This window comes from Faecalicatena sp., from assembly GCF_058819085.1.
Map to the genome: position 1 here is coordinate 42,298 of NZ_JBZUUL010000020.1, position 24,695 is coordinate 66,992.

Consider the following 24,695-nt stretch of genomic DNA (forward strand, 5'->3'; position numbering starts at 1 on the left):
CTTATCCTGAGATTAACGGCAGGTGGTATGTTATCACCGTTCCACTGCCCAATTCACTTTGTATTTCAATGGAATATGATTCCCCGTATTCCAATCGTATGATTTCCTCTACATTATGCAGTCCGATATTCGTGTGGTCGTCTCTGATATCGGGTTGATGTCTCCACTTTTCCACATCAAAACCGACACCGTTATCTTTCACTGTAATATAGAGGCCGTTCTCTTCCTTCCAGATTCTGAGACAGATCTTCCCATCTTTCTGCTGGCCTCTGCCCAGACCGTGCACAATGGCATTCTCTACGACAGGCTGCAGAAGGAACTTTCGAATGCGGTATCCCATGCATATCTCATCTGCCTCGATCATAAGTTCAAAATTCATAAATCTAGCCTTCTGGATCACCGCATAGTTCTCAATCAATTTAAGTTCATCCTGCACTGTATATGACTCATCGTCTACCCTCGCCGCATTCCTGAAGATATAGATCAATGACTCAATCAAATGTTGGATATTTTCCTGTTTATTCAATACCGCTATCCATTTAATTGTATTTAATGCATTATAGATGAAATGGGGAGTAAGCTGGGCCGTAAGTGCCTTCATACGCTGTCGGTTTTTTTCGTCCACTTCTTCCCGATACTTTGTCGTAAAATGAAAGATCCTGTCAGTCATCTCCGAAAAATGCTCTGCCAGACTTCTGAACTCTCCGCTTCCCATCGGTTCAAGTCTCATCGGCTCCAGGCCGCCGTTTGCATAATCATCCATCGCCCGCTTCAACATTCTGAGGGGACGAAAGACATTCTTCCTCATCGTATACAGCATAATGACAAGAAATAGCAGATATATTATGGAAATTAAGATAAAAGGCATCTCTATCCTGATAATATCCCGGATGATTTCAGTATCCGGGATCATACTGATACAGTACCAGTCTGCACTTCTAAGCTTGCTATAAACATAAACAGAACTGCCGCTGTCTGTCGTTATGTCCTGAAATCCGGATCTCTTGGACTTTGGAATACCTGAGATATCGATTTTATCTTTTCTCCGCTCTCCGGCTGAATACAGAATATTTCCATCAACATCTATCAAATACTTTTCTGTAAAACCACTGGTAAGCTGGGAGTAGATTTTTGAGATAAAATGTTCATCTAATACCAGATACAGGATACCTACTGATTCAAATGCCTTATTATTCAGTCTCCTGGCCAGAACATAATGCTTCTCATCCGCACTTCCGCGGATTCCGTCCACTGAATACCAGATGCATTTTCCACCGGCTTCAAAGATATCCTCCTCAAATGGTTCCATTATATCAAAGAGTTCTTCATAAATCGCGCCGCTGTGATATACCTGATTCCCTGACTTTAGGTACGCTGCATGGATATGCGTATCCGGAAAACAGATTCCATCAAGTACACCGGATATCGCAGTGGAATAGGTACCCTCTGACAGCAGATCCACATATCCGCCATAATAAAGTGTCATCGTCATGCTCTCATACTGTTCCAGGAGAACATCGCATTCTGACTTAATGGCAGACATGGTGTCCAGCGTCGTCTCTCCCATGTTGTCTACCGTATAGCTCTGAAAACTGTAAAACATAACAAATGCCAGCAGGATAAAGGGCAGAATAACCAGTCCGATGAAACAGGCTGCCATCCTGATTCCAATACTGTACTGCGAAAATTTATTCTTCTGCTTCATCATCTGCGCCTCCTGGTATAAGTTAAAACTTACAGCTCCTCCGGTACCTCCACTTTTGATACTGCTTCAGACTCCGTTTCCCGTATACCAAAAACAGATGCCAGCCGGAAATCCTTTTACCAATATACTAACAAAAAAATTCACTAACATCAAATTTTTAGCATTAATAAATTCCATTTAAAAAGTGCAGATGTAAGAGAATCTTTTTCTCTGCCATCTACACTTTTTATAATCTGTGCTGCCGCTTCGTTCTCGTCTGCGGTCACTAGCTGCCGAATTTCTTCTCTTATATCGGCGTATACAGACTCGGATCAAAAGTTAAAATGGTTATGTACTTTAAGCCACAAAAGATCAAGCCACCTGTTCCGATAGGAACAAATGGCTTGATCTTTTGTTATTATAAGTTTATAAGTTGTATTTTGCCCTCATAGACTCCAGAGCACCTCTGGCATCTTTTACTTCTCCCTCATCAATTTGCTTTTCAGATATCTCAAGATCATGAAGTATCTTCATTTTTGGAATGGTATTTTCATAGTTTTCCGTGCTCATGATAATCAAATCCCCATAACCATTGCTTGTGTTCTCCCCTGTCTTTCACTTAGGAAGGATTACCTTTCACCCTCTTAGATATAATAACAGACCAAAGCTCTACTAAAAGCAGTAGAATAAAAATTTGATTATATACCTCTCCTGTAATAAAGCTCACGATCGCCAGCCCAATAATCAAAACCCCCGCAAATACTGACAAAATCGAAAAAAACTTCTTCATCATAATCCTCCTCTCTCTTCTGCAGAGATCTTTACTTCTGCTGTTCAACAACATGTTTCAGTTTACATATCCACTATACTGCTGCTTCACCTCTTTCTCCTGCTCTGTATCAGGAAAATTCACTTCGCCGCTTTGCTTCACGATCCTGATATGCCCCGAACATTTCTGTATGATAAACCAATATCCAGCCTCTAAGTAAGGCATTGAAAATCGATAGACTCCCTGATCATCTATCATATTCATGAAGGTTCCAAACAGCTGTCTGCATCCCTGCTCTGTAAATAGTGCTCCCTGTTTTCCAAACCTTTTTCCCGGAATAAAATCGGCGTAACAACTGCCTATCTGGACTGCAGCAATTTCTTCATATCTGATAAAGTGCCGAAAAAACGAGCCTCCCATTCTATAGGTAACCCCATCCTCTTCGAAGCATACATAATAAAAATACTTTACATATTGAATCGCACCATACCAGAAAAGAAGGAACGCTCCTCCGCATCCACTTAATATTATCCCAGCCTTTCTTCCATCCCCTGTTGACATGATAAGAAGCCCAAAACCAAAAGTTATAAATATCATAAGGACTGCAAAAGCAAATATCATGCAGAAAGTAAGGTACCATTTCCGTTCTGGATTCATCATCTGTGACACGCTTTTGTCCGTATAAAATATATGGTACTTTTTGTTCAGCTGAATCGTCTCCAAAACTTTTCTCCTTATTCTGAAAGATTCCCGCCTGCTATAATTCCGTTCGGTAGGTTTCAAGGATCTCTTCTATCTCTTCCTTTCTGAGAGAAACGATCACATGATTTGCATCATAATATTCCTTCTCCTTGACTGCGTTTATGAAATCCCCATAACTGACCAGATTATTCCCGCCGTCTCCCAACAGGACATACCACTCCTCAACACCCTCTATCTGGTTCAATATAATCTCCGGTTCCAGCGGAACGATTGATGCAATCTCTTCCCCGACCGCAAAGCAGCCGAACAATGTCTCTCTATCCTTATGCCGGTATACTCTCGGAGCCGCATAATATGCGTCGATAGACTGCTTTTCAGCCAGATAGCTTCCAAAAGCCTGAAGATCATTCGCTATAAGATTGTCTTCTCTCTTCCCGAGACATAAGGGATTCATGACTCCGAATATCGTAAGATACTTATCGCCTGCTTTGCTGAAAATATCTTCCAGTGCACCCACTGCCGTCTTCTTATCCCTTTCAATACAATCCGGGATCCAAGCCAGCTCCGTCTTTTCCCCATCCCTGTAAAACACTTTCGTCCTGCATAGTCCACACACTCTTTTGACCAACTCATAAAACTGATGAATTTCTTCCTGAGAGGTCGGTAAATTCATACGCAAAATAACCGAAGTATTCTCAAAACTGACTTCAATTCCTCTCGCAATCCTCTGTGGATCATAGATGACGGTATGCTCTCCTGTCTCGTTTGGAATCAGCCTGAAATCTTCATCCATGATCCCGTATGCCATTCCGTCTGAAAGAATATCCTGAAACGATACCTTTTTCTTAAAAAGCCCCTTTGGTTCAATCCGCACTTCTACAGACATACTTTTCTCCTCTGCTCAATGACGTTTTTAATCTATCTATATTATAACTTCCCCCAACTTAAATATCTACTTTTTTCGCCTCTATATCGCAACAAATATCATCCTCCAGAGAACTCTTAAGTATCCGATACTTATGCAGTGCCAGAAGCCCGGCAGTTACAACCGCCGTCAGATCCGCCGTCACATGCGCTAAAGTAATCCCCTTCACTCCCCAGAAGCAATTCATGACAGCAAGAAGCGGTACCAGTAAAAAGCCCTGGCGCAGCATGGAGATAATTGCCGCAAGTCCTGCATTTCCTGACGCCTGCAGGAAATTAGTGCTGATGTAATAGATCCCCAGAAATGGCCCCGTCACCATCAACAGCATCACCATCTCCTGCCCCAGTGAAAGTGCCTCCTGATTCTTTAAAAACAGTGCGATCACTGCCCTGCTGTTTAACACACAGAACAGTGTGGCAGCCGAGCCGACCAACACCGTGAGAAGAGAAAGTTTCCTTAAGGTTTCCCTGATCCTTGGCATGTTGCCATCCCCGCAGCAATATGCCAGCATGGGCTGGACTCCCAGACAGATTCCCATCTGTACCATGGAAATAATCATGGTGGATTTTCCCGCTGCTGCCATGGCTGCCACGGCATTTGTCCCATGCTTCACCAACAGCTGATTGGCAAAAGCCGAGGCGAATCCAACCAGCACACTGCTCATTGCATTTGGTATCCCGATCACGAGTATCTTTCTAACTTCCCATGGATTTTTAATGGCATACGCCGGGTTGAGCGTGAAACTCGTTTTCCCTATTTTCATATAGAAGACAAAATACAGTGCTCCCACCACATTTCCCAACACCGTTGCAATGGCCGCACCGCCCACGCCAAGCTTTAGGACCAGAATAAAAACCGGGTCCAGTATGATATTGGTAATCGTAGAAAACAGATTTCCGATCATCCCCTCCTTGACTGCCCCTTCAGCACGGATAACACTGCCAAACCCCGTTGTAAAGATCATAACAGGTGCGCCAAGTGCCAGTACCCTGAGATACATTTTGGCGTAATCCCATATTTCTTCATTGGCCCCAAGGAAATGCAGAATCGGTGTGGTAAATATAAAGACCACGACCATATAGATCACCCCAAAAGCGATACTCCAAAAACAGCACAGACTGGAGTACAATTTTACCTTTTCCTCATCTCCCTGCCCCAGCGTCTTGGCAATCAGTACACATCCGCCTCCGCCCAGCAGCGTTCCGACCGCCATCATCATGGTAAAGGCCGGTCCCGCCAGCGATACGGCTGCTACCTGAGCGGTATCCCCCAGCTGCCCTACAAAAAACATATCGGCCATGTTGTAGAAAATCATAACGATCATGGTAATCATTGCCGGCACTGCCAACGCTGCGATTGCCTTCCAGACTCCCATATCCCGAAATATACGTTCCTGTTTCTTCTGCATAATGTTCCCTCCAAACTCCTTCTTTCATTCACTCTGGAATCCAGCACAAATATTCAAAATCCGCTTCACTGCTTCCCCGATGAAATTACTTTGATCAAACTAAATATACATATGTTGATTATCTTTCATATATATATTATAATAATGAAAAAGATCCCAATCAATCAGCAATATTTTGAATTATGCTACATAAGCAACACATTTTGGGAAAACTGCTGATTATCAGAAAGGAAAAAGAAGATATGAAGACAGACGCGCGTGTCCGCTACACCCGGAAGGTGATTCGTGAAAATTTTTTGGAACTGCTGAAAGAAAAGCCGGTAAGCCGTATCACCGTGAAAGAAATTTGTGAAAGAAGTGAGATTAACAGAGCAACTTTTTATAAACACTACCATGATCCATTGGATTTATTGGAAAGTATCGAAGAAGAAATGCTCCAGTATCTTCAGGAGACACTGGAGCACGATGCATGCCGCAATATTACTTCACTTTATACTACTGTTCTGACAAAAATACAGGAAAATGGCGCTCTGTACCGGACGATCTGCTCTGATCACGGAGATCCAGGCTTTTCCGTCCGCCTGTTCTTAACCAGTTACCACAAGGTATTTCCTATGATGAGCCGCCATTTTGAGCATTTGGATAAGAGCCAGCAGAAACTTCTTTACTACTTTATCGCTCAGGGCAGCGGCGGAGTCATAAGCTACTGGTCTCAAAGCGGGATGAAAGAACCGGTAGAGCAGGTCGCACAGTTTATCAGTGAAACGGTACATATTATAACGAAAAATTTCAAGGCATAGAAAGCTACTATCTTTTATACAAATTGAATAGTGACAGATCGATCCTGCCCTCACCTGAAAACCTCAGATACAGTGGATGTACCCCCTTTTCTATCTCATAGGTTCCTTCTACATCGATCCATTCATCAGATGCGATATCCAGTTTCACTTCCCCGCATGCCGCTTTATCTGCATCTGTCTGGATATGAATCGTCCCTTTTGCATTCCCCCGCACGCGCAGGCTGATTGTATTGGAACCTGTGAATTCGAAATACTTATATCCGATCACATTTTCATCCTGAATATTACAGATGTACTGAACCGGCACTTCTGCATCGGCCTTTGCAGCCTCTTCTTCCGGACCGATATCAGGCAGGTCCTGTGTCAGGAACGGATACTCCATCTTCATGGCCAGCGGATGGGAAAAAGTAACCCCTTTCTTTCCTGTTAAATGACAGCAGATCCGCGCCGGATATGTCCCTCTGTCCACAAGCGGTCCCTGATTCAATCCACAGGAGGTCACCTCCGCCTGTGCAATCTTCCCGTCATTGTCTATCGTAATCTTCTCTGCACACCCCTGTCTGCTGAAATTCGTACGGTTCGTCTGACGATGATAGAAAATGTACCACTGCCCGTTGATCAGCTCCATCCCTCCATGCGTGTTCCCCAGGGCATTCACAGCCTCCTCGGCGGTACGTCCGTTCATCCCGATATCACCGATATCGACCAGTGTCCCTCCAAATCTGTACCCCTCATCCGGCTTCTCACTCACCGCATAACACAGCTCTGAGCTTTTCACAGACGAATAGACAAAATAATATCTGCTGCCGATCTTTCTGATAGAACTTGCCTCGAAAAACTCATGGCCCTCGAATCCAGTTCCCTCACTTTGAGTAACTGACGGAAGAAGCTTCTTCGGCTCTGTCAAAAGTGTCAGCATATCAGGCATCAAACGCATCACCTGGGATGCCTGTTTTCCATTGTCATGTTCCGGGCGCATCGGGGCATTTCCTGAGTATAGGTAAACATTTCCCTCATCTATAAAAACACCCGGATCAAACTGCACCAGATCCTTTTCCCCTGTTCCCAGTATGGTTCCATCCTGATGTCTGACAAATCCTAAGAATTCATACTTCCCGGCAGGCGTATCACAGACTGCCACTCCGATCTCCGGCAGAAAGTCAAGACAGTAATACAGATAAAACCGTCCATCCAGTCCCTGTACCACGTCCGGGGCCCACTGTGCGTGGATACCGCGGGGATTTAGATCCTCCTCCTTTTCCGGCTCAATGCCAAATAAAAGCGTCTGCCCGGGAGCATCCTCCGGGATATTCTGATTTCTCGGATCCTGCGTCTTCTCGAAAATCACGCCCTCGTATTTCCAATCTGTCAGATCCTTCACATCTGCCGAATAGCATACATAATCATTCAGGCAGAACCCTGCGCTTCCAAACCTGTCATGACTCCCGTATAAATATGCACGATCCCCAAAAACATGGACCTCGCCGTCCGGTATGTACTCGTAGGACGGCAGGTACGGATTAAATACCTGTCTCTTCTCCATTTTAATTCCTCCCTGTTTCAATATAGCTGGTATACTAACCATTTTCTTTCAAGTATACCTGTTTTCTGCCATATGGGAACTCATAAAATAGGGATTATGTGCATATTTTCGTTATATTCCGTCAATATATCGTCAAATCGGATAGTCCAAATCTGCTTCCTCAATGAGACTGTATCCTAAACATACTCTAAGATAACCTTCGCCTTAAGATTAGCTACGTCCACCTCTACAACAGATAATCTCGATTTGATAGAATCCAGATCCCTTACATAAAATCTGTCCCTCATTAATTTTATCTGCTTCTTCAATTCCTCATAATGTGCATTTGATTTCTCTTGTACCGTATCAACCTCCCGCAGGATATTATTTTCCATTTCACGCATTTTAGTACACAGATACCCTTTTGTTACCATGCTTTCCTTGACTTCTGATAACTCTGCTTTCGTAGCCATCTGCTCTTTGATCTCGGATAACTCCGCTTTCGTTGCCATCTGCTCTTTGATCTCGGATAACTCTGCTTTCGTAGCCATCTGCTCTTTGATCTCGGATAACTCTGCTTTCGTAGCCATCCGCTCTTTGATCTCGGATAACTCTGCTTTCGTAGCCATCCGCTCTTCCATAGATGACATCCGTTCACCCATTGTGGCCATACCTTCTTCCATAGTCCCCATACGTTCTTCCATGGTCCCCATCCGATTCTCAACAGTGGACATCTTGGAAAGCAATAGATCTAATTTTTCACTCCCGGTCATGATTATTTGTCCTCCCTTTTTTATTTTATAGACAAATCATAGCATGGTCCTGTGAATGGGTAAAGTCTATTAGTAACCTAATATTTTAGTGCTTAAACCTCAACTGCAACGAAGAGCTCCGTTTACCGGACCTGATGCAGTTACTATGCGCACCTGTATGATTCCGTAACCTGCAGCTGCTTACATGGCGCGATCTAACCGGTAACTTCTGCCTGTCCCCGGTTTTCGTCCCGGTAAGCCGCCGGTGTCTTCCCTGTCTTCTCCTTGAAGACCCGCGTGAAGTAATTCCTTGTCCCGAACCGAAGCTGTTCGCTGATCTCCTGAATGCTTTTATCCGTGGAGAGCAGCCATACTTTTGCATACTCCAGCCTCACATTTTTAATATAATCTAATAAACGGATCCCCATCTCCTGCTGGAATTTCCTGCTCAGATAATATTCGGTATAGCCCATTGCCTTCGCGATATTCTTTAATGTCAGCTCTTTCATAAAATTAGCTTTTACATATTCACAGCATTCCCTGATCTGAGGTGAGATGCCATCCATTTCCCTGCTTGCCTTGACATGCTGGATGAAATCTTCTATCATCATCTCATTTAACTGCTGCAGCTCCGTAAGGGTCTCCATATCTTCCACCCGTCTGATATAATGCCTCTCCAGCGCTGTCGCTGTCTGAGGCGGCAGACCGCCCTCGATTGCCGCCTGTGAACACATGAAAGTCAGGATGATCATCATGTTCTTATTCGTCCGGTAGACGTTATCCGTGTCGTATTCATCCGGCATGTATTCAACACCGTTCATCTCATCGAAGGCCTTTTTATAATTCATATCCCCTTCCCGCACAACCTTCTTGATCATCTGCCTCCACTGATTCGTCCTGTTCCACAAATCCCAGTCTTCAAGCTGACTCTCCTCGGATTCCAGCGGAATCTCTGCCTTTTCCTCTTTCAGCTCATATTGATAATAAATGGTTTCGGCAGGCCCATTAGAAACAGTAAAATGCAGCATCTTGGCATACTGCTGTATGACTACCATGGGAATCACCGGAACATTCATTAAGACCTTCATATAATTACGCTGCATTTCAATGGAAATATCCATCTCCTTGAGTCGCTTTTCCATATAACGGACACTTGTCATCGCATAAAAGACCGGCCCCAGGACCACCAGCATCCTGCCGCCGTCTGATAGATCCACATATTCACCTACCCAGATCAGTCCCAGCGAATCACTCATGATAAAAGGGGCCTGATGCTTCTTTCCCGTAGTCAGTGCATAGTCTTTACATCCCCCTGCCGCAAAAAACATCTGGAACTCTTTTGTGTTGGTGCTTGTTGAAGTATACAGTACCCCCTCATCAGAATATGCCCATGTCCCAAGCCCGCATGCACTAAATATCTGTCCTGAAAAAAACCAAAGCCTTCTTTCTACCGAATCCAAGTAATCCATTCTCTAAAGCCTCCCTGAAAAATGCCGGCCCTTTTAAAGCCGCCAAAATATTTTTATCCTTAACCGCATTCATAAGCCTATTATTTCATCATGATAATGCAGGGGCCTCAGGTCATGCTTTTTCACACAAGCATGAAAAACACGGCCCTTTTCCCCCGGTGTTCTCATTATATCATAAACACTAAGCTCGTGAAACACTTCGCTAACTGTAAGTCTGCGAAAATGCCATAATACTGAGCAGTGAAATATCCCCTACGATGTATTTAAAATAGTATGTAGATACACCCAGACTTGTAACAAAGTTCAATACAAAAGCCATAAGAGACAGAATCCAGACATATCTATTCTTTTTCAATACGACAAAGATATCTTTTAAACGAACCCTTTCGTTCCCTTTCCCCATCTGGATCTCGTATTATCTAACACATAGCCCGCGATCAGATCTGTAAACCCGTCAAAGATCTTACTTACCATCAGAAGTGTGCCGACCAGTGCTGCCGGCATCCCCATTGTGTCCGTACAGTAAATAGAGATAAACCCCTGTACCATCAGCATACATCCAGATGATATCGAACTGCTCTGCCAGCATATCTGACGCGCGGCGCCAACCTTGGTGCGTTTCACTTTTTCTTTTTTCATCACTTTTTGCTCCTTTTGTATATTGTAGGTTTCTTTGCTGGCTATATTATATAAACACCTTTTCGTTTTACACAGATAAGAATTCGTCCTGCAGTGCACAAAATCGCTTTCCCTATATTCATTAACCAATTTAGGCACCTGCGGCCTAAAAATTCGCCCCAGATACTCTGTCTGAATTGAATTTCTCTTCAATTAAATAATAAAAAGTACTCTGTACGAGCTTTCTATTATCATGAATAAAAGCAGCGAGTATGAGAGCTGGAGGACTCTCTTACCTGCTGCTTTTTTATATCAGGATTCTTCTATTTTTCCATATCAGTCTTCGACACAACGAGGGCTTTTTTCCACTTTCCACTCACTACCCGGGCAAGGTTAGCCAATGCTACCATAGTCCAGACAACTCCATTTGTATACCAGATTCCTTTCATTCCAAAAGCTGGAATTGATGTAAGAATATACACAAATACCACACTGCCAATCACCTCAAAAATACCGTTAATCATAGTAAATGCTGAATCTCCCACACCATTCAGCGAAGCACGCATTACATACAGCGCTCCCAAAGCAATAAACATCCATACAGTAATCTTAAGTCCCAGCGAACCTATCTCCACGACCTGCGGATCCGTCACAAAAATTCTCGCAATGGGATCACTGAAAAACTGATTTACTACAGCCATCACCGCACTGTAAATCGTTACCATCAGCATGCCTTTCTTACAGGACTCATATACCCGGTCATATTTCCCTGCACCTGCATTCTGTCCGGAAAAATTGGAGCAGGCAATACCAAGAACTCCAAATGGCTGCTGCATAATAGCCACAACTTTTTTTACTACCGCATCTCCTGCGATTACTACGGATCCAAAGCCATTGATAACCGTCTGGGATGCCACTGCCGAAACAGACTCATGGCATTTTGGCAGGCTAGGGGAATTCCAATCTGCATACTCTTTTTTACAATCATTTTATTGAAATTGAAATCATTCTTTTCCAGTCTTAAATAAGGATTTGTACGATATCCATAAACTATGGAGCCAATTGCTGCCACCGACTGTGAAATGACCGTTGCCCATGCCACACCTGCAACTCCCATAGAAAATCCCAGTACAAAGAGCAAATCCAGTCCAATATTTAACAGGCTGGAAATCACGAGAAAAATCAAGGGTGTTTTCGAGTCTCCTAATGCACGCATAATGGAAGAAATCGTATTATATCCCGCAACTACAATCGTGCTTCCACATACAATCACCAAATAAACCAGCGCATCCTTCATATTCTCTTCCGGTGTATTCATCAGCCGAAGGATTGGCTCCGCCAGAATAATGCTTAGAATACTCATAAATGCTCCCGCCGCCAGCGTAATGTAAATAGAATTGGCTACCGTTTCTTTTAGGGAATCTTCTTTTCCTGCTCCGAAAAACTGCGAAACAAGCACGCCTATGCCACCGCTTAAACCAACACACAACGAAAAAAACAAATAGGTAACGCTTCCCACAAGCCCTACCGCAGCAAGAGCATTTGCTCCCACAAAATGACCAACCACAATGGTATCTACCATGTTGTATAATTGCTGAAACATATTTCCGACCAGAAGTGGAAGAGAGAAGCGCAATAAATGTCCTGTCACACTTCCTGTCGTCATATCCTGAACACGCTTCTCTACATTCGTCTTCATCTGTTATCATCCCATTTTTGTACCATCTGCTGCAACATCTGCAATTATCTCTCCTTTTTTTCCTCAAAACCATGATTCCTGATGACATCTGCATACCAGCCTGCACTCTTTTTCGGGATGCGCTCCAACGTCTCATAATCTGTATAATAGAGCCCATATCTGGCAGCAAACCCGAGGGACCACTCAAAATTGTCCATCAGTGACCACAGGTAATACCCACGTACATCAATGCCCTCCTGTATTCCCTTGTGAAGAGCAGTCAGGACACCTTTCACATAATCGATGCGTTCCTGGTCATTTAACAGTTCCTCTTTATTGGCTCCATCCGCAGAGCACCCATTCTCGGTGATATAAATCGGAATATTGATATGGTATTTGTCCACCAGCATATGCAGGACATCCGGCAGCATATCCGTATGTACCTCCGGGCGGTCCTGATAGTTCCCGCCTTTCTGTGCCTTTTCCTGTTCCTTTCTCTTCTGTTCATCCACATTGTCAAAGATGGCATTGTAGAAATTCAATCCGTAGAAATCCAGTTTCTGACAGATAGTTTCCATATCTTTGTCCTGTACAGCAGGTGCTATCTGATGTTCTGTCATATAATTCCAATGTTCTTTCGAATACTCTCCAAGAAACAAAGGGTTTAAAAACATGCCATAACCTGCAATTTCATTGTTGTAAAGCGCCGCCCATTCATCCTCGGCATTTCCTTTACGCACCGCATAATGTTTCCATACATCCACCACAATTCCGATTTTTGCATTTGGGAGGTTCTTCTTTCGAAATAATTTGACCGTCTCCCCATGACATAAAAGCAGATGATGCAGGCACTGGCGGGCGTAAGCCTCATCCTTCAGCCCCGGTGCGAACCAGCCGAGTGCATATCCCACATAAACTGCAATCGGTTCATTGAAGGTCGCCCACATATCCACGTCTTCTCCGAAATTATCCAGCAGGACTTCCGCATAATGGGTGTACCACTTGATGATATCGCGATTTCCAAATCCTCCTTTTACCTGCAGTGCATAGGGCAGATCCCAGTGATACATGGTGGCATTCGGCATAATATCCGCTTCCTTTAAGGCTTTGATCAGTTTCTTATAATAGGCGATCCCCGCCGGATTCACCTCTCCGGAACCATCCGGAATGATTCTGGACCATGAGAAGGAGAAACGATAGGATTTTACGCCCAGCTCCTTCAAAAGTTTCACGTCTGTCTCATATCTGTGGTAAGAGTCACAGCACACATCCGGCGTCTCACCATGCTTGATGGCTCCCGGAAGTCTCGAGTAAACATCCCAGATAGATGCGCCTCTGCCATCCTCAAATGCCCCTCCTTCAATCTGTTGTGCCGCCGTTGCGACACCCCATACAAAATCCTCTGGAAATTCATACTTTTTTGTCATTCTTATTTTCTCCTATTTTCATCCAAATACAAATTGCAAAATGCCACAAGCCATGTAAATATTAGATCTCTGAAAACTGATACAGCTTTCCACCTGAGATTCTCTCTTCTTTTCCATCCGGATAAATGAAGATCCCCCGGACACCTTCCGGTAATCTCACCTGACAGTTCCATTTTCCGTTCTGCTTTTGATATTTATAATAGACTTTTCCGCCCGGAGTCACTGCTTCTCCTTCCAGATCCGTAAGGTATGCCGGCTGCGGTCTGATTTCCACCATGGACCATCCCGGCGTATACGGTTTGATTCCTGCCATACACCTGATCATTTCATACAATGGCAGCGCACTCCACGCATGGCACTCACTTCTGCCGTCTTCCGGCTCCTCAGGACAGGTCGTACTGCCTTGCTCTGGCAGTTTTGCCCATCGTTTCATGTATTTTTCTGTATCAGAGTACAAGCCTGCTTTTTCCAGTGCCCGGAACCATTCATAGGAGGTAGAAAAAGAACATATGAGTATTTCCTCATCTGTCATTGCCGCTTTCAGTATCTTCTGTGCGGTTTCCTGATCATCCATCTCGTTCAATACGGCCCAGGCCTGAGCGTGCTGTGAATACTGTTCAAACTCTGGTCCCTCCCGGTAAAGCATCTTATCGGGATTCCAGCATAGATTACGGATGATACGGGTGATCTTTTCGCGGCGTTCCCCGAATTCTGATGCCATTTCTCTGCGTCCCGCCGCTTCATATAGAAACGCCGCATCTTTTAGGGCATACCCATACATTAGGTTGATAATTGTGGACGGACCTTTGGACAGTGCGGCAGGCGCTCCGGCTGTATCCGCCCAGGCCTTCTGCCAGTCGACAAATTCCCAGTACCCAAGGCGTCCCACCAGGCCGTCAGGTCCAATCCTACGATCATAATATCCCAAGATAGCATCCACATCCGGCAGATACATCTTAATTGTCATCAGATCCCCTGTCTGCATATAATATTCTTTTAGCATATAGATGTAATGCAGCGAAAAGGTAGAAATAATCTGGCAGTATGCAGAAGGATATTTGCCGTGGATCAGCCCTTCCGGGGTCAGACAGCAGTGAAAGTCTTCCAGGGCTTTTCGCGCCAGCTTTGTATCTGTGCTCAGTGCATAGTTAAACATTGCCTGCAGTCTTGTATCCATCGAAAACTGCATCTGTTCGTAGTATGGGCAGTCCATGTAGGATTCCACCATACAATTTTGGAGTGTACGGCTGCAGATATTCCATACCTCCCCCACCCATTTTTCGGAAGAAGCCACCCATGAATCAATCAGAAGTGGATACCCCGTCTTTCGGAAGACGGGCGCATACACCGTCACATCTTCTTTCGCTTCGATCTCCATATACAAAAAGCGGAAGGTGCGATATCTAAATGGCTCGTAGCAGAATGCTTTGCCATTTAAAATGATGGAATCTGTCAGTCCGATGATCTCACCATTCTCGGCATCCGTTTTTTTAATCTTCTTAGTACTGCTTGTAAACCTTTCTAAATATGTAAAATAAACCCTGCTGCCCTTTCCTCCGTCAAAACGAAAGATCGGATAACCATTCTTCTCTACCCCCGCATCCAGGAGAATCGCTCTTTTTTCACCCGCCAAAACTCTGATCGAACCGGTCCCCAGAATTCCGCTTTTCTGAATTCTGCTTGTTTCGGTCTCTGACTCAAAGCTCTCCTCCTGTTCATACAGAAGCGGAATCGGGCGTTCTTTTATCATGAACCGCCTGACCAGCCCTACCTTATTTGAAAATTCATCTGTCAGGACACTTTCCAGTGGAACCACTGATTTCCAGTCAGGCGCCTGATCCTTTGAAGATTTCCAGTCCGCAGGAATCTGATTGACGTCGATTTCTTCGCAGACCGCTCCCAGGTTTTCTGTAATATCCGTTGATTTCAGAAAAAAGCTTCCATCCAGATACACACGCCAGTCAGCCTTTCCTGTCGTCACCGTACCGATCACGTTCCCCTTCTCATCCAGAATTTCACCCTCTACAGCAAGGCGGTGCCCGCCTCTCGGCGTTAAGACGGAGAAAAGAGAAGCCCTTTCCTCCCACTGGCTTACGACAGACTCCGGATCACAATACAGAACCTGTACTGCGATCACATTTTTCCCCTGAACCAAATATTTAGAAATGTCAACTGTATCATAATAATGCCGATAGGTATCGCCTTTACATGGACCGGAAAGTACAGGGGACTCATTCACCCATAAGCGGTATCTCGAATTGGCTGTTATATCAATCGTTAACTTTGCTTCTTCTGTATCTAATTCTATTTCACAGCGGTAATACGCAAAACGGCCGTTTAAGTCGCCTTCCAGTATGGTCCACTTTTCAAGCTCTAAGACAGGCACCCCTGCCCACATTGCTTCTTTCCACATGATATTCTACTCCTTCAAACTCAAATTTAACTCTCCTGTCATCCCACGATTATACTAATACATCGTTGCACAAGTAACGCAGCGATGTACTGGATTCTAAAGTGTTTCCGCAGGTTCTACAATGACTCTTGCTCTCGCGATATTCTTAACCTGGGTAAACAAATTGCCTGCATCTCCATCCCGGTTTGCTTTTACCCTTACGGATGCAAAATATGTTCCTGGTTCTTCATAAATATGCGTAATCTCTGATACTGCACCATAGCATGTGCCATCTGTCATAGACTCAAAAGTCCCCTTGTTCTGAAAAACTGACACTTCTTTCTTTTCACCGGGAAGCGAATGATCGGATTCAAAATCGTAATCTACTCCTGTCACCATTCCTGCCCCCTGGGGTACTTTGACATTTGCCGTGAATGTGACACACTCTCCTGCCTTCACATGTGTACACGACTCCCCATTTGCAAGCAGGGATACAACAGGCTGCAGTCCGTGTCTGTCCCCGGCATCCTCTGCCGGATATACCTGGCTGCCGATCATCTCGTACGCGGTTGTCTTACAAGGCTCCTTGCCGCGTTCCACCCAGTCACTCACGTCCAAAAGCGCCTGCCGCATGGCTCCTAAATAATTTGTCACCATGTTATTCTCCAGCCAGGACACATCTCCATGCATACAACGGTCCATATAGTAAATCCGGAAATCCTCTTCGCTGCCCTTTGTCTCAATGACCTTGTTTCGATACCAGTCACCGCACCACGGGCAGGTCGATTCATCCATCAGAGACTGGATCACGATGACCTTCCCCTGAATGTTTCCGTCCTGCACGGTGCCTGTGCCGGTAAGATTGTATCCCATCACATTTGATCTCTGCGGAATGACAGCCTTTCCTTCCTGATCCCGGAACTGATCCCACGCATGAAAACTTAGGTCCTCAGGCACCTGATGCCGATAGTAGGACTGCGCGGCAATATATTCCGAATTATCCAGCAGCACCTCGTCTCCCGGCTCGATCAGTGCCAGCACTTCGTCCAGCTCATCCATCCCGTAGCACATACCAATGGTCAGACAGTTTCCACAGATATCCCCGAGCGCCAGACGACGGCCGGATGCCCTGCCTGTTCGGATCTCGATCGTAACTCCCCTGAGATACGGCTGCTCCCCCAGAGGTATCTCTTCCAGTTCGATCCATGCGTCTTTTCCATCTGTCAGCATCTTCTTCCATGCATCATCCACGCCATTGAACCCCACTTTGTTTTCTGTCTCAACCCGCTGGCCCGGCATATGTACACTCTTTACCTTCCCCTGAAACCTCAGGCGGTCTTTCACCGCACTGCTTTTCTCATCCGTCCCGAGATATCCCGGCAGATTCCAGAAGTCCTCAAAATACTGCGGATCTCCTGCCTTAATAAGCGGGAGCAGTACCGGCAGGGATCCGTCATCTATGACGCCCTCAGCCTCAAGAAACCACGCTCTGGGAGGGAATCCCATCGCGGTAATCTCCTTAAGCATCAACGCTTCATCCTCTGTCAGCCCCTCATACATATTGCCGCTTCCGCCTGCATCCAGCGCATCTACGATCTTCCCAAATACTCTGCGCAGTGCCCGCTGTCCCTGTGCATGGAGTGTGATCGTATTCGGCAGAGACACCGGTGAACCGATCACGTATGGAACCGCCCCATCCCACGCACATGTATTTTCAATACATGCCATTGTCTTATAGGCACCACCGCTGCCTCCGTGCACATATCCGTACGGCCGGCTGCATCCATAGAGCTCCATCGCCTTTCTCCTGGAGTATTCTGCCACCGCAGCACTTGCTTTCCATACAAGCTGAGGCTTACTGCTGCCTCCAAACATCTGTGTGGACCCCATATTACTCTCTACAAAATATGCACCATTTAACAGACAAAATGCGATCCGGTCGTCTTCCCCTGTCTTGTCAAGAGAAGCATTCTCCTCATCCGGTCCGGGAAACGGGGACAGGTATTGAAAAAAACGTCCTCTGAATTCTTCTTTTTTCGGAAAACAAAAGAGGAACTTTACCCCTTTTTTACGGAATCCTCCATGTACATGCAGATAAGGAACCGATGTACCGTCCGGAAGCTCTCTCGTTCTCCACTCTTCTGTGTCTATATAAGAATCCTGAAACTCCGGATCCTTCTTTGCATCATATATCTCTTTTACTAAGCTCATTTTCCAGTACTCCTTTTATTTTTTTGTAGTCTTCATGTAACATTTCGTAACAGGTCAGACAGACCTGCCGGAACTGTTACATTTTTATTGCTGACTACATTATATGGAGCACTATCAATTTTACATATATGAGAATTTGTCTTACAGGGTACAAAATCGTTTTTTCACTACATGTTCACTAATTCAGATACATGCAGACTAAAATTTCTCCCGAATGCCCTGTCTGAAGTGACTTTTTATTATCATGAATAAAAGCAGCGAGGATGAGAACCTCTGCTTCTCTGCCTCACTGCTTATTTCGTGTGAACTTCTCTTATTTTTCCATATCAGTAATCAAGACAACGATGCCTTCTTTCCCCGGCATCCCGATCCTGATATTGCCGCTCACGCCTTCTGCCGCCATCTTTCTGGTCATCTCCCAGATGTCTATGATCTCGATCCGGTATTTTTTATCATCCTTAAGATCAAGGCTTACAAGACTCGGGCATGTCCTTCCATAATACCTCATCTGGAAATCGCTGCCCTGGATCAACATCGGCGTGTTCACCATCATATTCTCCCGGACATGCTTCGGAAGGCTGTCCAGAGTCTTCATGAAACGCTCTTCCTGCTTGACCGCCGCCTCGTCCGTCTTGTCCAGATTTGGGTTTCCAAAGCCTTTCACCTCGGCCTCCCATCCATCCGGCAGACTGTACAGCAGCTCTTTCAGAAATTTGATCCGCTTCGGGCTTTCCCCATAGAGTGTGCCGCCCTTTGCCCACCAGAGCACCTCATCGTCACGGTGGAAGGTCTCTCCGTGGGTACAGTATCCGCCCCGGAAAATGGTCCACCAGAAACGATGCGTCATTTCAAAAGCGGAAAGATTTCCCCAGTCGTATTCGATGTTACCCTCATAACCGCATTCATCAATGATAACAGGAATTCCATACTCCCGTTTCCATCTCACCACACCGTTGATATCGGCGGACTGGATAGAGCAATGAGTCAGCCAGTCCTTCTTTGGATAAGGTCCCAGAATATTGTGAACGGAGATAAGATGTCCGTAAGGATCACGCTCATTAATCAGTTTCCCATATGCGTCCCAGTCCCCATCTTCTTTTTCATAAAGCATCTCATATTCATTCGCCAGACTCCACCAGATATTCCGGTAAGCGGATAAACGTGCAATACAATATTCCAGATAGGCAAGGGAATCCTCCTTGCTTAACGTAGAAAATCCCCAGCGGTCATACGGATGGAACAGAATCAGGTCCGCTTCCACGCCCAAGTCTCTAAGTCCTGCCAGTCTTTGATCCAGCTTGTTCCAAAATGCCGGATCCGGGGAGTTCACATCCCATGAACCATCCTCTTTTTTGAAAAACGGATAGCAGTCAGGATCGTTATTGTTATACGGCATTGATTTTGGAAATACACACATGCGGATCTTATTGAAAGGCGCATCCCCAAGTGCGGCGAGTGTCTGCTCCTGCAGCTCTTCTGTCTGGTGGATCCAGGCATAGCAGGTCGTGCCCACCGGGATATACTTTTCCCCGTCCCGATAGCGGAAATGATATCCTTCTGTCATTACAGGGCCATGGTTATTTCCGGTCTGTTCGACACACTCAAACGTTCCTGTCCATTCCTTACCTCCAAGTGTGATCTGGTATTCCCATGTTCCGGTCTCCTCCGGCATAAAACGTACCGTGTATTTCTGCACATTTTTAAATGCCGGAACCCTTTTTTTGATACTGCCATTCACAAACTCCGCGCAGCCTTCTACCAGCCCCATGCTTTCTGTGCCCTCAATGTCTATTTCGATCAGATCATACTTCTCTACTTTCCTCATTGTAAAAACTCCATTCTTATTTACTTTCAGTCACCTTCGCCACTGCATACATGCCCCGTGTCTTTCCGTCCACGATCTGGTTTTCCGTAATGAAAAAGCCGCCCTTCTGCCGGATATCCTCGGAGGAGCTTCCGACCTGAACTTCGATCTCACCTTTTTCTACCTTCCAGTCCATATTGCGGTCCAGGAATGCCGTCTGGCTGCACTTGAGTGCAAAGCAGACTGTCTTTTTCTCTCCCGGTTCCAGTGTGATCCTCTGAAATCCTGCCAGTTCCTTGACCGGACGGGTCATGCTTGCATAGAGATCCCTCAAATACAACTGAACGACCTCATCTCCTTTATAATTTCCGGTATTCTCAACCTGAACGGAGATTTCCACGGTATCCTCCGGCCCCGCTTCTGCCTTTGAGATCTCAAGCCCACTATATGTAAACTCTGTATAAGACAGCCCGTGTCCGAAGAAATATCTCGGCGTATGAGGCATATCCACATATTCTGAGAACCCGATGCTCTCGCCCTGATGCCACGCAGAACCGTTTGGATGATTATAATAAACCGGAACCTGTCCGGCAGTTCTGGCAACGCATACCGGAAGCTTTCCGCCCGGATTATACGCACCTGTTAAAATTTCTGCCAGCGCCTTTCCTCCCGTCTCTGATGGGTTCCATGCCTCCAGAATCGCATCCAGATATGTATCTGCGATATCACTGGAAATCGGTCTTCCGTCAAAATGTACTCCGACCATCGGTTTTCCAAGCTCTGCTGCCCTTTTGATAAATGTATCCTGGCATTCTGGCAGATTAATATCCGTGGAATCCACGCCCTCTCCCATAGATGCTACAGAACAGGAACCGTGTTTTCCTCCCAGTGTCATGATAACTAAGTCAGCATCCTTTACAGCTTCCAGCGCCTCATCGATGTGGGATAAGTCATCTCCTGCGATCGGATAGCCGTATGCATACACGACCTCTGTATCCGGGAGCGCCTCTGTCAGCGACTCAAGAAGATTTTTACACTCTGGTTTCTGAAGCTTTAGAATTGCATCGAATTCTTCTGTCTCATCACTCTGGATCTGCGTACCGGGCACAGTGAGCATTTTCTTGCCATGTACAGATCCGGATTCCATCCCTGCAATTGAGTTTGCCACGGCATGAACAGCCTCTGTCATGCTCAGATGTGTGTATCCGCCAAAAAAGCTTCGGGCATTCTTTGCGTGGCAGCCGACCACTGCAATTTTTTTCAATCCCTTTTTCAGCGGCAGGACTCCGTTATTTTTAAGAAGGACCATGGACTCTAATGCTGCCTGATGTGTTACTTCCCGATCTTTCTCCTGGCAGAAGGTTTCCCTGAGCGCTTCTCCTTCCAATGCGAAGGGATGCTCAAAGAGTCCCATCCTGAACTTCGTCTCAAGAACGCGCAGTACCGCCCGGTCCAGAATCTCGATGTCTGCCTTTCCTTCTGCAAACCAGCCCTTTAATTCCTCATTGAACGCGATACAGTTCTGCATCTCGATATCCATTCCCGCTTCCATGCAGATCAGCCCTGCCTCTGTTACGCTCTCTCCCACATGCTGCGTGGTGTGTACATTTGCCACAGCACTATAGTCAGCCACACAGATGCCCTGAAATCCCATCCGTTCTCTTAAGAGTCCCGTCAGCATTTTCCTGGATGCGGACAGTGGTTCACCATTGATGGAGCAGTAACACGGCATCACGCCTTTTAAGCCCGACTCACTGATGGCTGCCTGGAACGGTTTTCCATACACTTCTTCCAGCAGGCGGTCCGGAACATCCGCGTTTGCCCCATGGATTCCGCCCTGAGAATTGTGAAAACCTAGGAAATGCTTGGCAGCGGATTCTGCCTTTCTCCCGTCAACACTTCCCTTCTGGATTCCTCTCGTATAAGCGGCTCCCATCGCAGCAGCTAAAGCCGGGTCTTCTCCGTAAGTCTCTCCCTGACGTCCCAAACGAGAGTCTCTGGATATGTCAAGCACAGGTGCAAGTACCTGTGTGATCCCGCAGGAAAGCTCCTGTCTGCTGACCGTCTCTGCCACCTTCTCTTCTAATTCCGGGTCCCAGGAAGAACCTCTCGCGATCCCTGACGGAAAGCTTGTGGCATCCTGGATGAAGGGACCGCAAAGCCCCTCCATATGGAAAATGGCAGGAATATGGTGTTCACTGTTTTCCATCACCTTTTTCTGAATCTTCCGCTGCCACTCTGCGGCCTCCTCAAGACTCTCGATCTCCCTCACCGCCAGGGTGCTCACCTGACCGATCCCGTATTTCATATCCTTTTCTATGACATCCCAGTTATCTCCATATGGGAACAGGCAGTTTACCTGAGCCATCTTTTCATCCAGACTCATTTTACTAAGCAGGTCTTTTGCGCGTTGTTCCGGCATAAGCTCCGGATTCTGATAAATTTCCATTGATTCCGTCCTCTCTCTCTTAAGCTTTACTCATAATCTTCAATTTTCCACTCGTCTTTCCAGTCTAAGTAAGCCATCTCCCCATCGAACCGGAACGGCAGCCATACATAGTCTGCGATCGAGGTATTGCGTTCGCTGTCCATACCGAACTTCTCATCAAACTTTTTCTCTCCCTCATAATCCGGGTCGAAAATCCTTTCATATTCCGCCGCATACTCCTCATACTTCAACTCCATATGATCCGGCACCCAGCGGTCTGCCACTGCAATATACAGATCTTTTTTCCCTTCTACCTTAAACACAGAAGAGATCTGGGAATGATAGGAAGTCCGGCTCTCATCTGACGGATGCGGATCTCCCAGAACGGTGTACGGCCCATGCCATGTATCTGCAATGGCTACCTCGGAAGGATTCGGCAGATACCCCGTCGTCCCGGATGTGACAAGATAGTGTTTCCCTTTCCTCATAAAATGAGCGGTGGCCTCTCTTACATGAGGCGGAGCCGTATGCGGGAAATGGGTGCTGTAATAGCCCGTCACATCGGTATAATCCTCGTTTAAGTCTGCACAGATCGTCTCACTGTGCACCCGCTCAAAATAGTAGTACGCTTTTCCGTCCGGCGCTACTGCCAGGTCAAAGTCCCCGGCGCTCATATTTAACGGCTTCAAACCTTCCCTCACCAGCTCATACGGTCCTAAGATGTGATCCGCGGTCATCACCGTCTCCGTCTGGGAACCGTCCGGATTCATGATCTTCATCCAGCAGACATATTTCTTAGTCTTCTTATTATAAATAATATGAGGGCGGTCCAGCATGGCTGACGGATGCAGGGAAGAATCCTTGTGTTCCAGATCCGGCTCGATAATCAGGCCCTGATCCTCCCAATTATACAGATCTGTGGAAGTGTAGCATCTCACACCCCACGTCCAGACGTCTGTATCCCCTGTCGTTTTTTCTTTATTTTCACCGTACCAGTAATATACGCCGTCGATATACATCACAGAGCCGCCATGCGCCTGGATTCGTTTTCCGTTTGTGTCAAGCCATACCTGGCCTGGTCTGATAGAATCATACATACCTTTGTCCTCCAATCATTAATCTGCTGTAATCATAAGAAAAAAACTTTAAAATTCATAGATACAGATTCGTTTTTTGAGATACGGATTCGTCTTCTTTTACTCTTTCACACCGCCTAATGTAATTCCTTTCACGAAATACTTCTGGAAAAACGGATAAGCAATCACAACCGGTATGATCCCCACAACCGCAATTGCCATTCTAACTGTAGTAGAGGGCAGATCTGCAACACTTCCTGTGACCAGCTGGGAGCTTGCAGAACTCTGCAGGAGAGTCTGTATATTTTCGTTAATGTTATTTAATATATTCTGTATGGTATACAGGTGGCTGCCGCCGCGCTTCGTCAGATAATACAGACCATTTGTCCAGTCATTCCAGTAAGTCAATGCCGTCAAAAGTCCTACTGTAGCCATAATTGGCTTGCTAAGCGGAAGCACAATGGATAAAAATGTTCGGAATTCTGTCGCTCCATCTATGCGGGCCGCCTCTTCCAGACTGGCCGGAATGCTGGTTGTAAAGTAATTTCGTATCAAAATGACATTAAATGCATTCATCAGAAAGTTAGGAACAATCAGTGCCCAGATGGTATCTTTGATATGATACAAATTCACGTAGCAGTAATAAGTGGCTACTAATCCGCCATTAAACAGCATGCTGAAGATGAGAAGGAAACTAAGAATCTTCATTCCCGGAATATCTGTCTTGCTGATTCCATAGGCGAACAATGTAGATATCGTCAGGCTGATCACTGTCCCCAACCCTGTTACAAGAAATGTCATGAGAAAACCACGCCCCACAATGCTCCACTTATCTATAATGTAACGATACGCTTCCATACTCAGCTCTTTTGGAAAAAAACTAAATCCATTTGCTACTGCCCACGCATTATCCGTTACAGATCCAATGATCAGAAGTAAAAAAGGCAGTATTGCACATATCATAAAAATCAGACATACTGCGTGCGAAATCACTTGTGTCACCATATTTTCTTTTGATTTCATAATCTGC

Annotated in this window: 20 protein-coding genes; 1 reads left to right on the top strand and 19 read right to left on the bottom strand. The window is 45.7% G+C overall.

Annotated elements, in window-relative coordinates:
• Position 1: 1 nt before the first annotated feature.
• From AC4OGX_RS10170 to AC4OGX_RS10195, 6 genes are all read right to left on the bottom strand, one after another.
• Complete coding sequence (locus AC4OGX_RS10170) at positions 2-1,708, bottom strand: sensor histidine kinase (protein ID WP_493330265.1); 1,707 nt, start codon at positions 1,706-1,708, stop codon at positions 2-4.
• 402 nt (positions 1,709-2,110) lie between these two features.
• Complete coding sequence (locus AC4OGX_RS10175) at positions 2,111-2,254, bottom strand: hypothetical protein (protein WP_493330266.1); 144 nt, start codon at positions 2,252-2,254, stop codon at positions 2,111-2,113.
• A 49-nt stretch (positions 2,255-2,303) separates the two neighbouring features.
• On the bottom strand, positions 2,304-2,477 hold the full coding sequence (locus tag AC4OGX_RS10180; protein WP_493330267.1) for a hypothetical protein: 174 nt from the start codon (positions 2,475-2,477) through the stop codon (positions 2,304-2,306).
• A 54-nt stretch (positions 2,478-2,531) separates the two neighbouring features.
• On the bottom strand, positions 2,532-3,176 hold the full coding sequence (locus AC4OGX_RS10185; protein ID WP_493330268.1) for a hypothetical protein: 645 nt from the start codon (positions 3,174-3,176) through the stop codon (positions 2,532-2,534).
• A 34-nt stretch (positions 3,177-3,210) separates the two neighbouring features.
• Positions 3,211-4,041 (bottom strand): DUF4299 family protein, encoded by an 831-nt coding sequence (locus tag AC4OGX_RS10190; protein ID WP_493330269.1) that lies wholly within the window; start codon positions 4,039-4,041, stop codon positions 3,211-3,213.
• A 58-nt stretch (positions 4,042-4,099) separates the two neighbouring features.
• Positions 4,100-5,488, bottom strand: a complete 1,389-nt coding sequence (locus tag AC4OGX_RS10195) for an MATE family efflux transporter (protein ID WP_493330270.1) — start codon at positions 5,486-5,488, stop codon at positions 4,100-4,102.
• Positions 5,489-5,730: 242 nt separating this feature from the next.
• On the opposite strand from AC4OGX_RS10195, the gene AC4OGX_RS10200 reads away from it, so the two are divergent.
• Complete coding sequence (locus tag AC4OGX_RS10200; protein WP_493330271.1) at positions 5,731-6,288, top strand: TetR/AcrR family transcriptional regulator; 558 nt, start codon at positions 5,731-5,733, stop codon at positions 6,286-6,288.
• A gap of 7 nt (positions 6,289-6,295) precedes the next feature.
• On the opposite strand, the gene AC4OGX_RS10205 is transcribed toward AC4OGX_RS10200, so the two are convergent.
• From AC4OGX_RS10205 to AC4OGX_RS10265, 13 genes are all read right to left on the bottom strand, one after another.
• On the bottom strand, positions 6,296-7,831 hold the full coding sequence (locus AC4OGX_RS10205; RefSeq protein WP_493330272.1) for a family 43 glycosylhydrolase: 1,536 nt from the start codon (positions 7,829-7,831) through the stop codon (positions 6,296-6,298).
• A 176-nt stretch (positions 7,832-8,007) separates the two neighbouring features.
• The gene (locus AC4OGX_RS10210) at positions 8,008-8,583 is read right to left on the bottom strand and encodes a hypothetical protein (RefSeq protein ID WP_493330273.1); all 576 of its coding nucleotides are present in this window, start codon (positions 8,581-8,583) and stop codon (positions 8,008-8,010) included.
• A 194-nt stretch (positions 8,584-8,777) separates the two neighbouring features.
• On the bottom strand, positions 8,778-10,031 hold the full coding sequence (locus AC4OGX_RS10215; RefSeq protein ID WP_493330274.1) for a helix-turn-helix transcriptional regulator: 1,254 nt from the start codon (positions 10,029-10,031) through the stop codon (positions 8,778-8,780).
• A 372-nt stretch (positions 10,032-10,403) separates the two neighbouring features.
• A complete protein-coding gene (locus AC4OGX_RS10220) occupies positions 10,404-10,670 on the bottom strand; it encodes an MFS transporter (protein WP_493330275.1) in 267 nt (88 codons plus the stop codon).
• 302 nt (positions 10,671-10,972) lie between these two features.
• Positions 10,973-11,566, bottom strand: coding sequence for an MATE family efflux transporter (locus AC4OGX_RS10225; RefSeq protein ID WP_493330276.1), 594 nt, complete (start codon positions 11,564-11,566; stop codon positions 10,973-10,975).
• Entirely contained in the window at positions 11,527-12,348 is an 822-nt protein-coding gene (locus AC4OGX_RS10230; protein WP_493330279.1) for an MATE family efflux transporter, read from the bottom strand. The genes AC4OGX_RS10225 and AC4OGX_RS10230 overlap by 40 nt, the downstream gene beginning before the upstream one ends.
• Before the next feature lie 44 nt (positions 12,349-12,392).
• Positions 12,393-13,754, bottom strand: coding sequence for a GH1 family beta-glucosidase (locus AC4OGX_RS10235; RefSeq protein WP_493330280.1), 1,362 nt, complete (start codon positions 13,752-13,754; stop codon positions 12,393-12,395).
• Between the two features lie 61 nt (positions 13,755-13,815).
• Entirely contained in the window at positions 13,816-16,167 is a 2,352-nt protein-coding gene (locus AC4OGX_RS10240) for an alpha-L-rhamnosidase-related protein (RefSeq protein WP_493330281.1), read from the bottom strand.
• A gap of 96 nt (positions 16,168-16,263) precedes the next feature.
• Positions 16,264-18,357 carry a hypothetical protein gene (locus AC4OGX_RS10245; RefSeq protein ID WP_493330282.1) on the bottom strand — a complete coding sequence of 698 codons (2,094 nt, stop codon included), beginning with the start codon at positions 18,355-18,357 and terminating at the stop codon, positions 16,264-16,266.
• A 313-nt stretch (positions 18,358-18,670) separates the two neighbouring features.
• Positions 18,671-20,182 (bottom strand): apiosidase-like domain-containing protein, encoded by a 1,512-nt coding sequence (locus AC4OGX_RS10250; protein ID WP_493330283.1) that lies wholly within the window; start codon positions 20,180-20,182, stop codon positions 18,671-18,673.
• A gap of 16 nt (positions 20,183-20,198) precedes the next feature.
• Positions 20,199-22,610 (bottom strand): glycoside hydrolase family 3 N-terminal domain-containing protein, encoded by a 2,412-nt coding sequence (locus AC4OGX_RS10255; RefSeq protein WP_493330285.1) that lies wholly within the window; start codon positions 22,608-22,610, stop codon positions 20,199-20,201.
• A 26-nt stretch (positions 22,611-22,636) separates the two neighbouring features.
• Positions 22,637-23,686, bottom strand: a complete 1,050-nt coding sequence (locus AC4OGX_RS10260) for a family 43 glycosylhydrolase (protein ID WP_493330286.1) — start codon at positions 23,684-23,686, stop codon at positions 22,637-22,639.
• A 99-nt stretch (positions 23,687-23,785) separates the two neighbouring features.
• On the bottom strand, positions 23,786-24,688 hold the full coding sequence (locus AC4OGX_RS10265) for a carbohydrate ABC transporter permease (protein WP_493330287.1): 903 nt from the start codon (positions 24,686-24,688) through the stop codon (positions 23,786-23,788).
• Between the last annotated feature and the right edge of the window lie 7 nt (positions 24,689-24,695).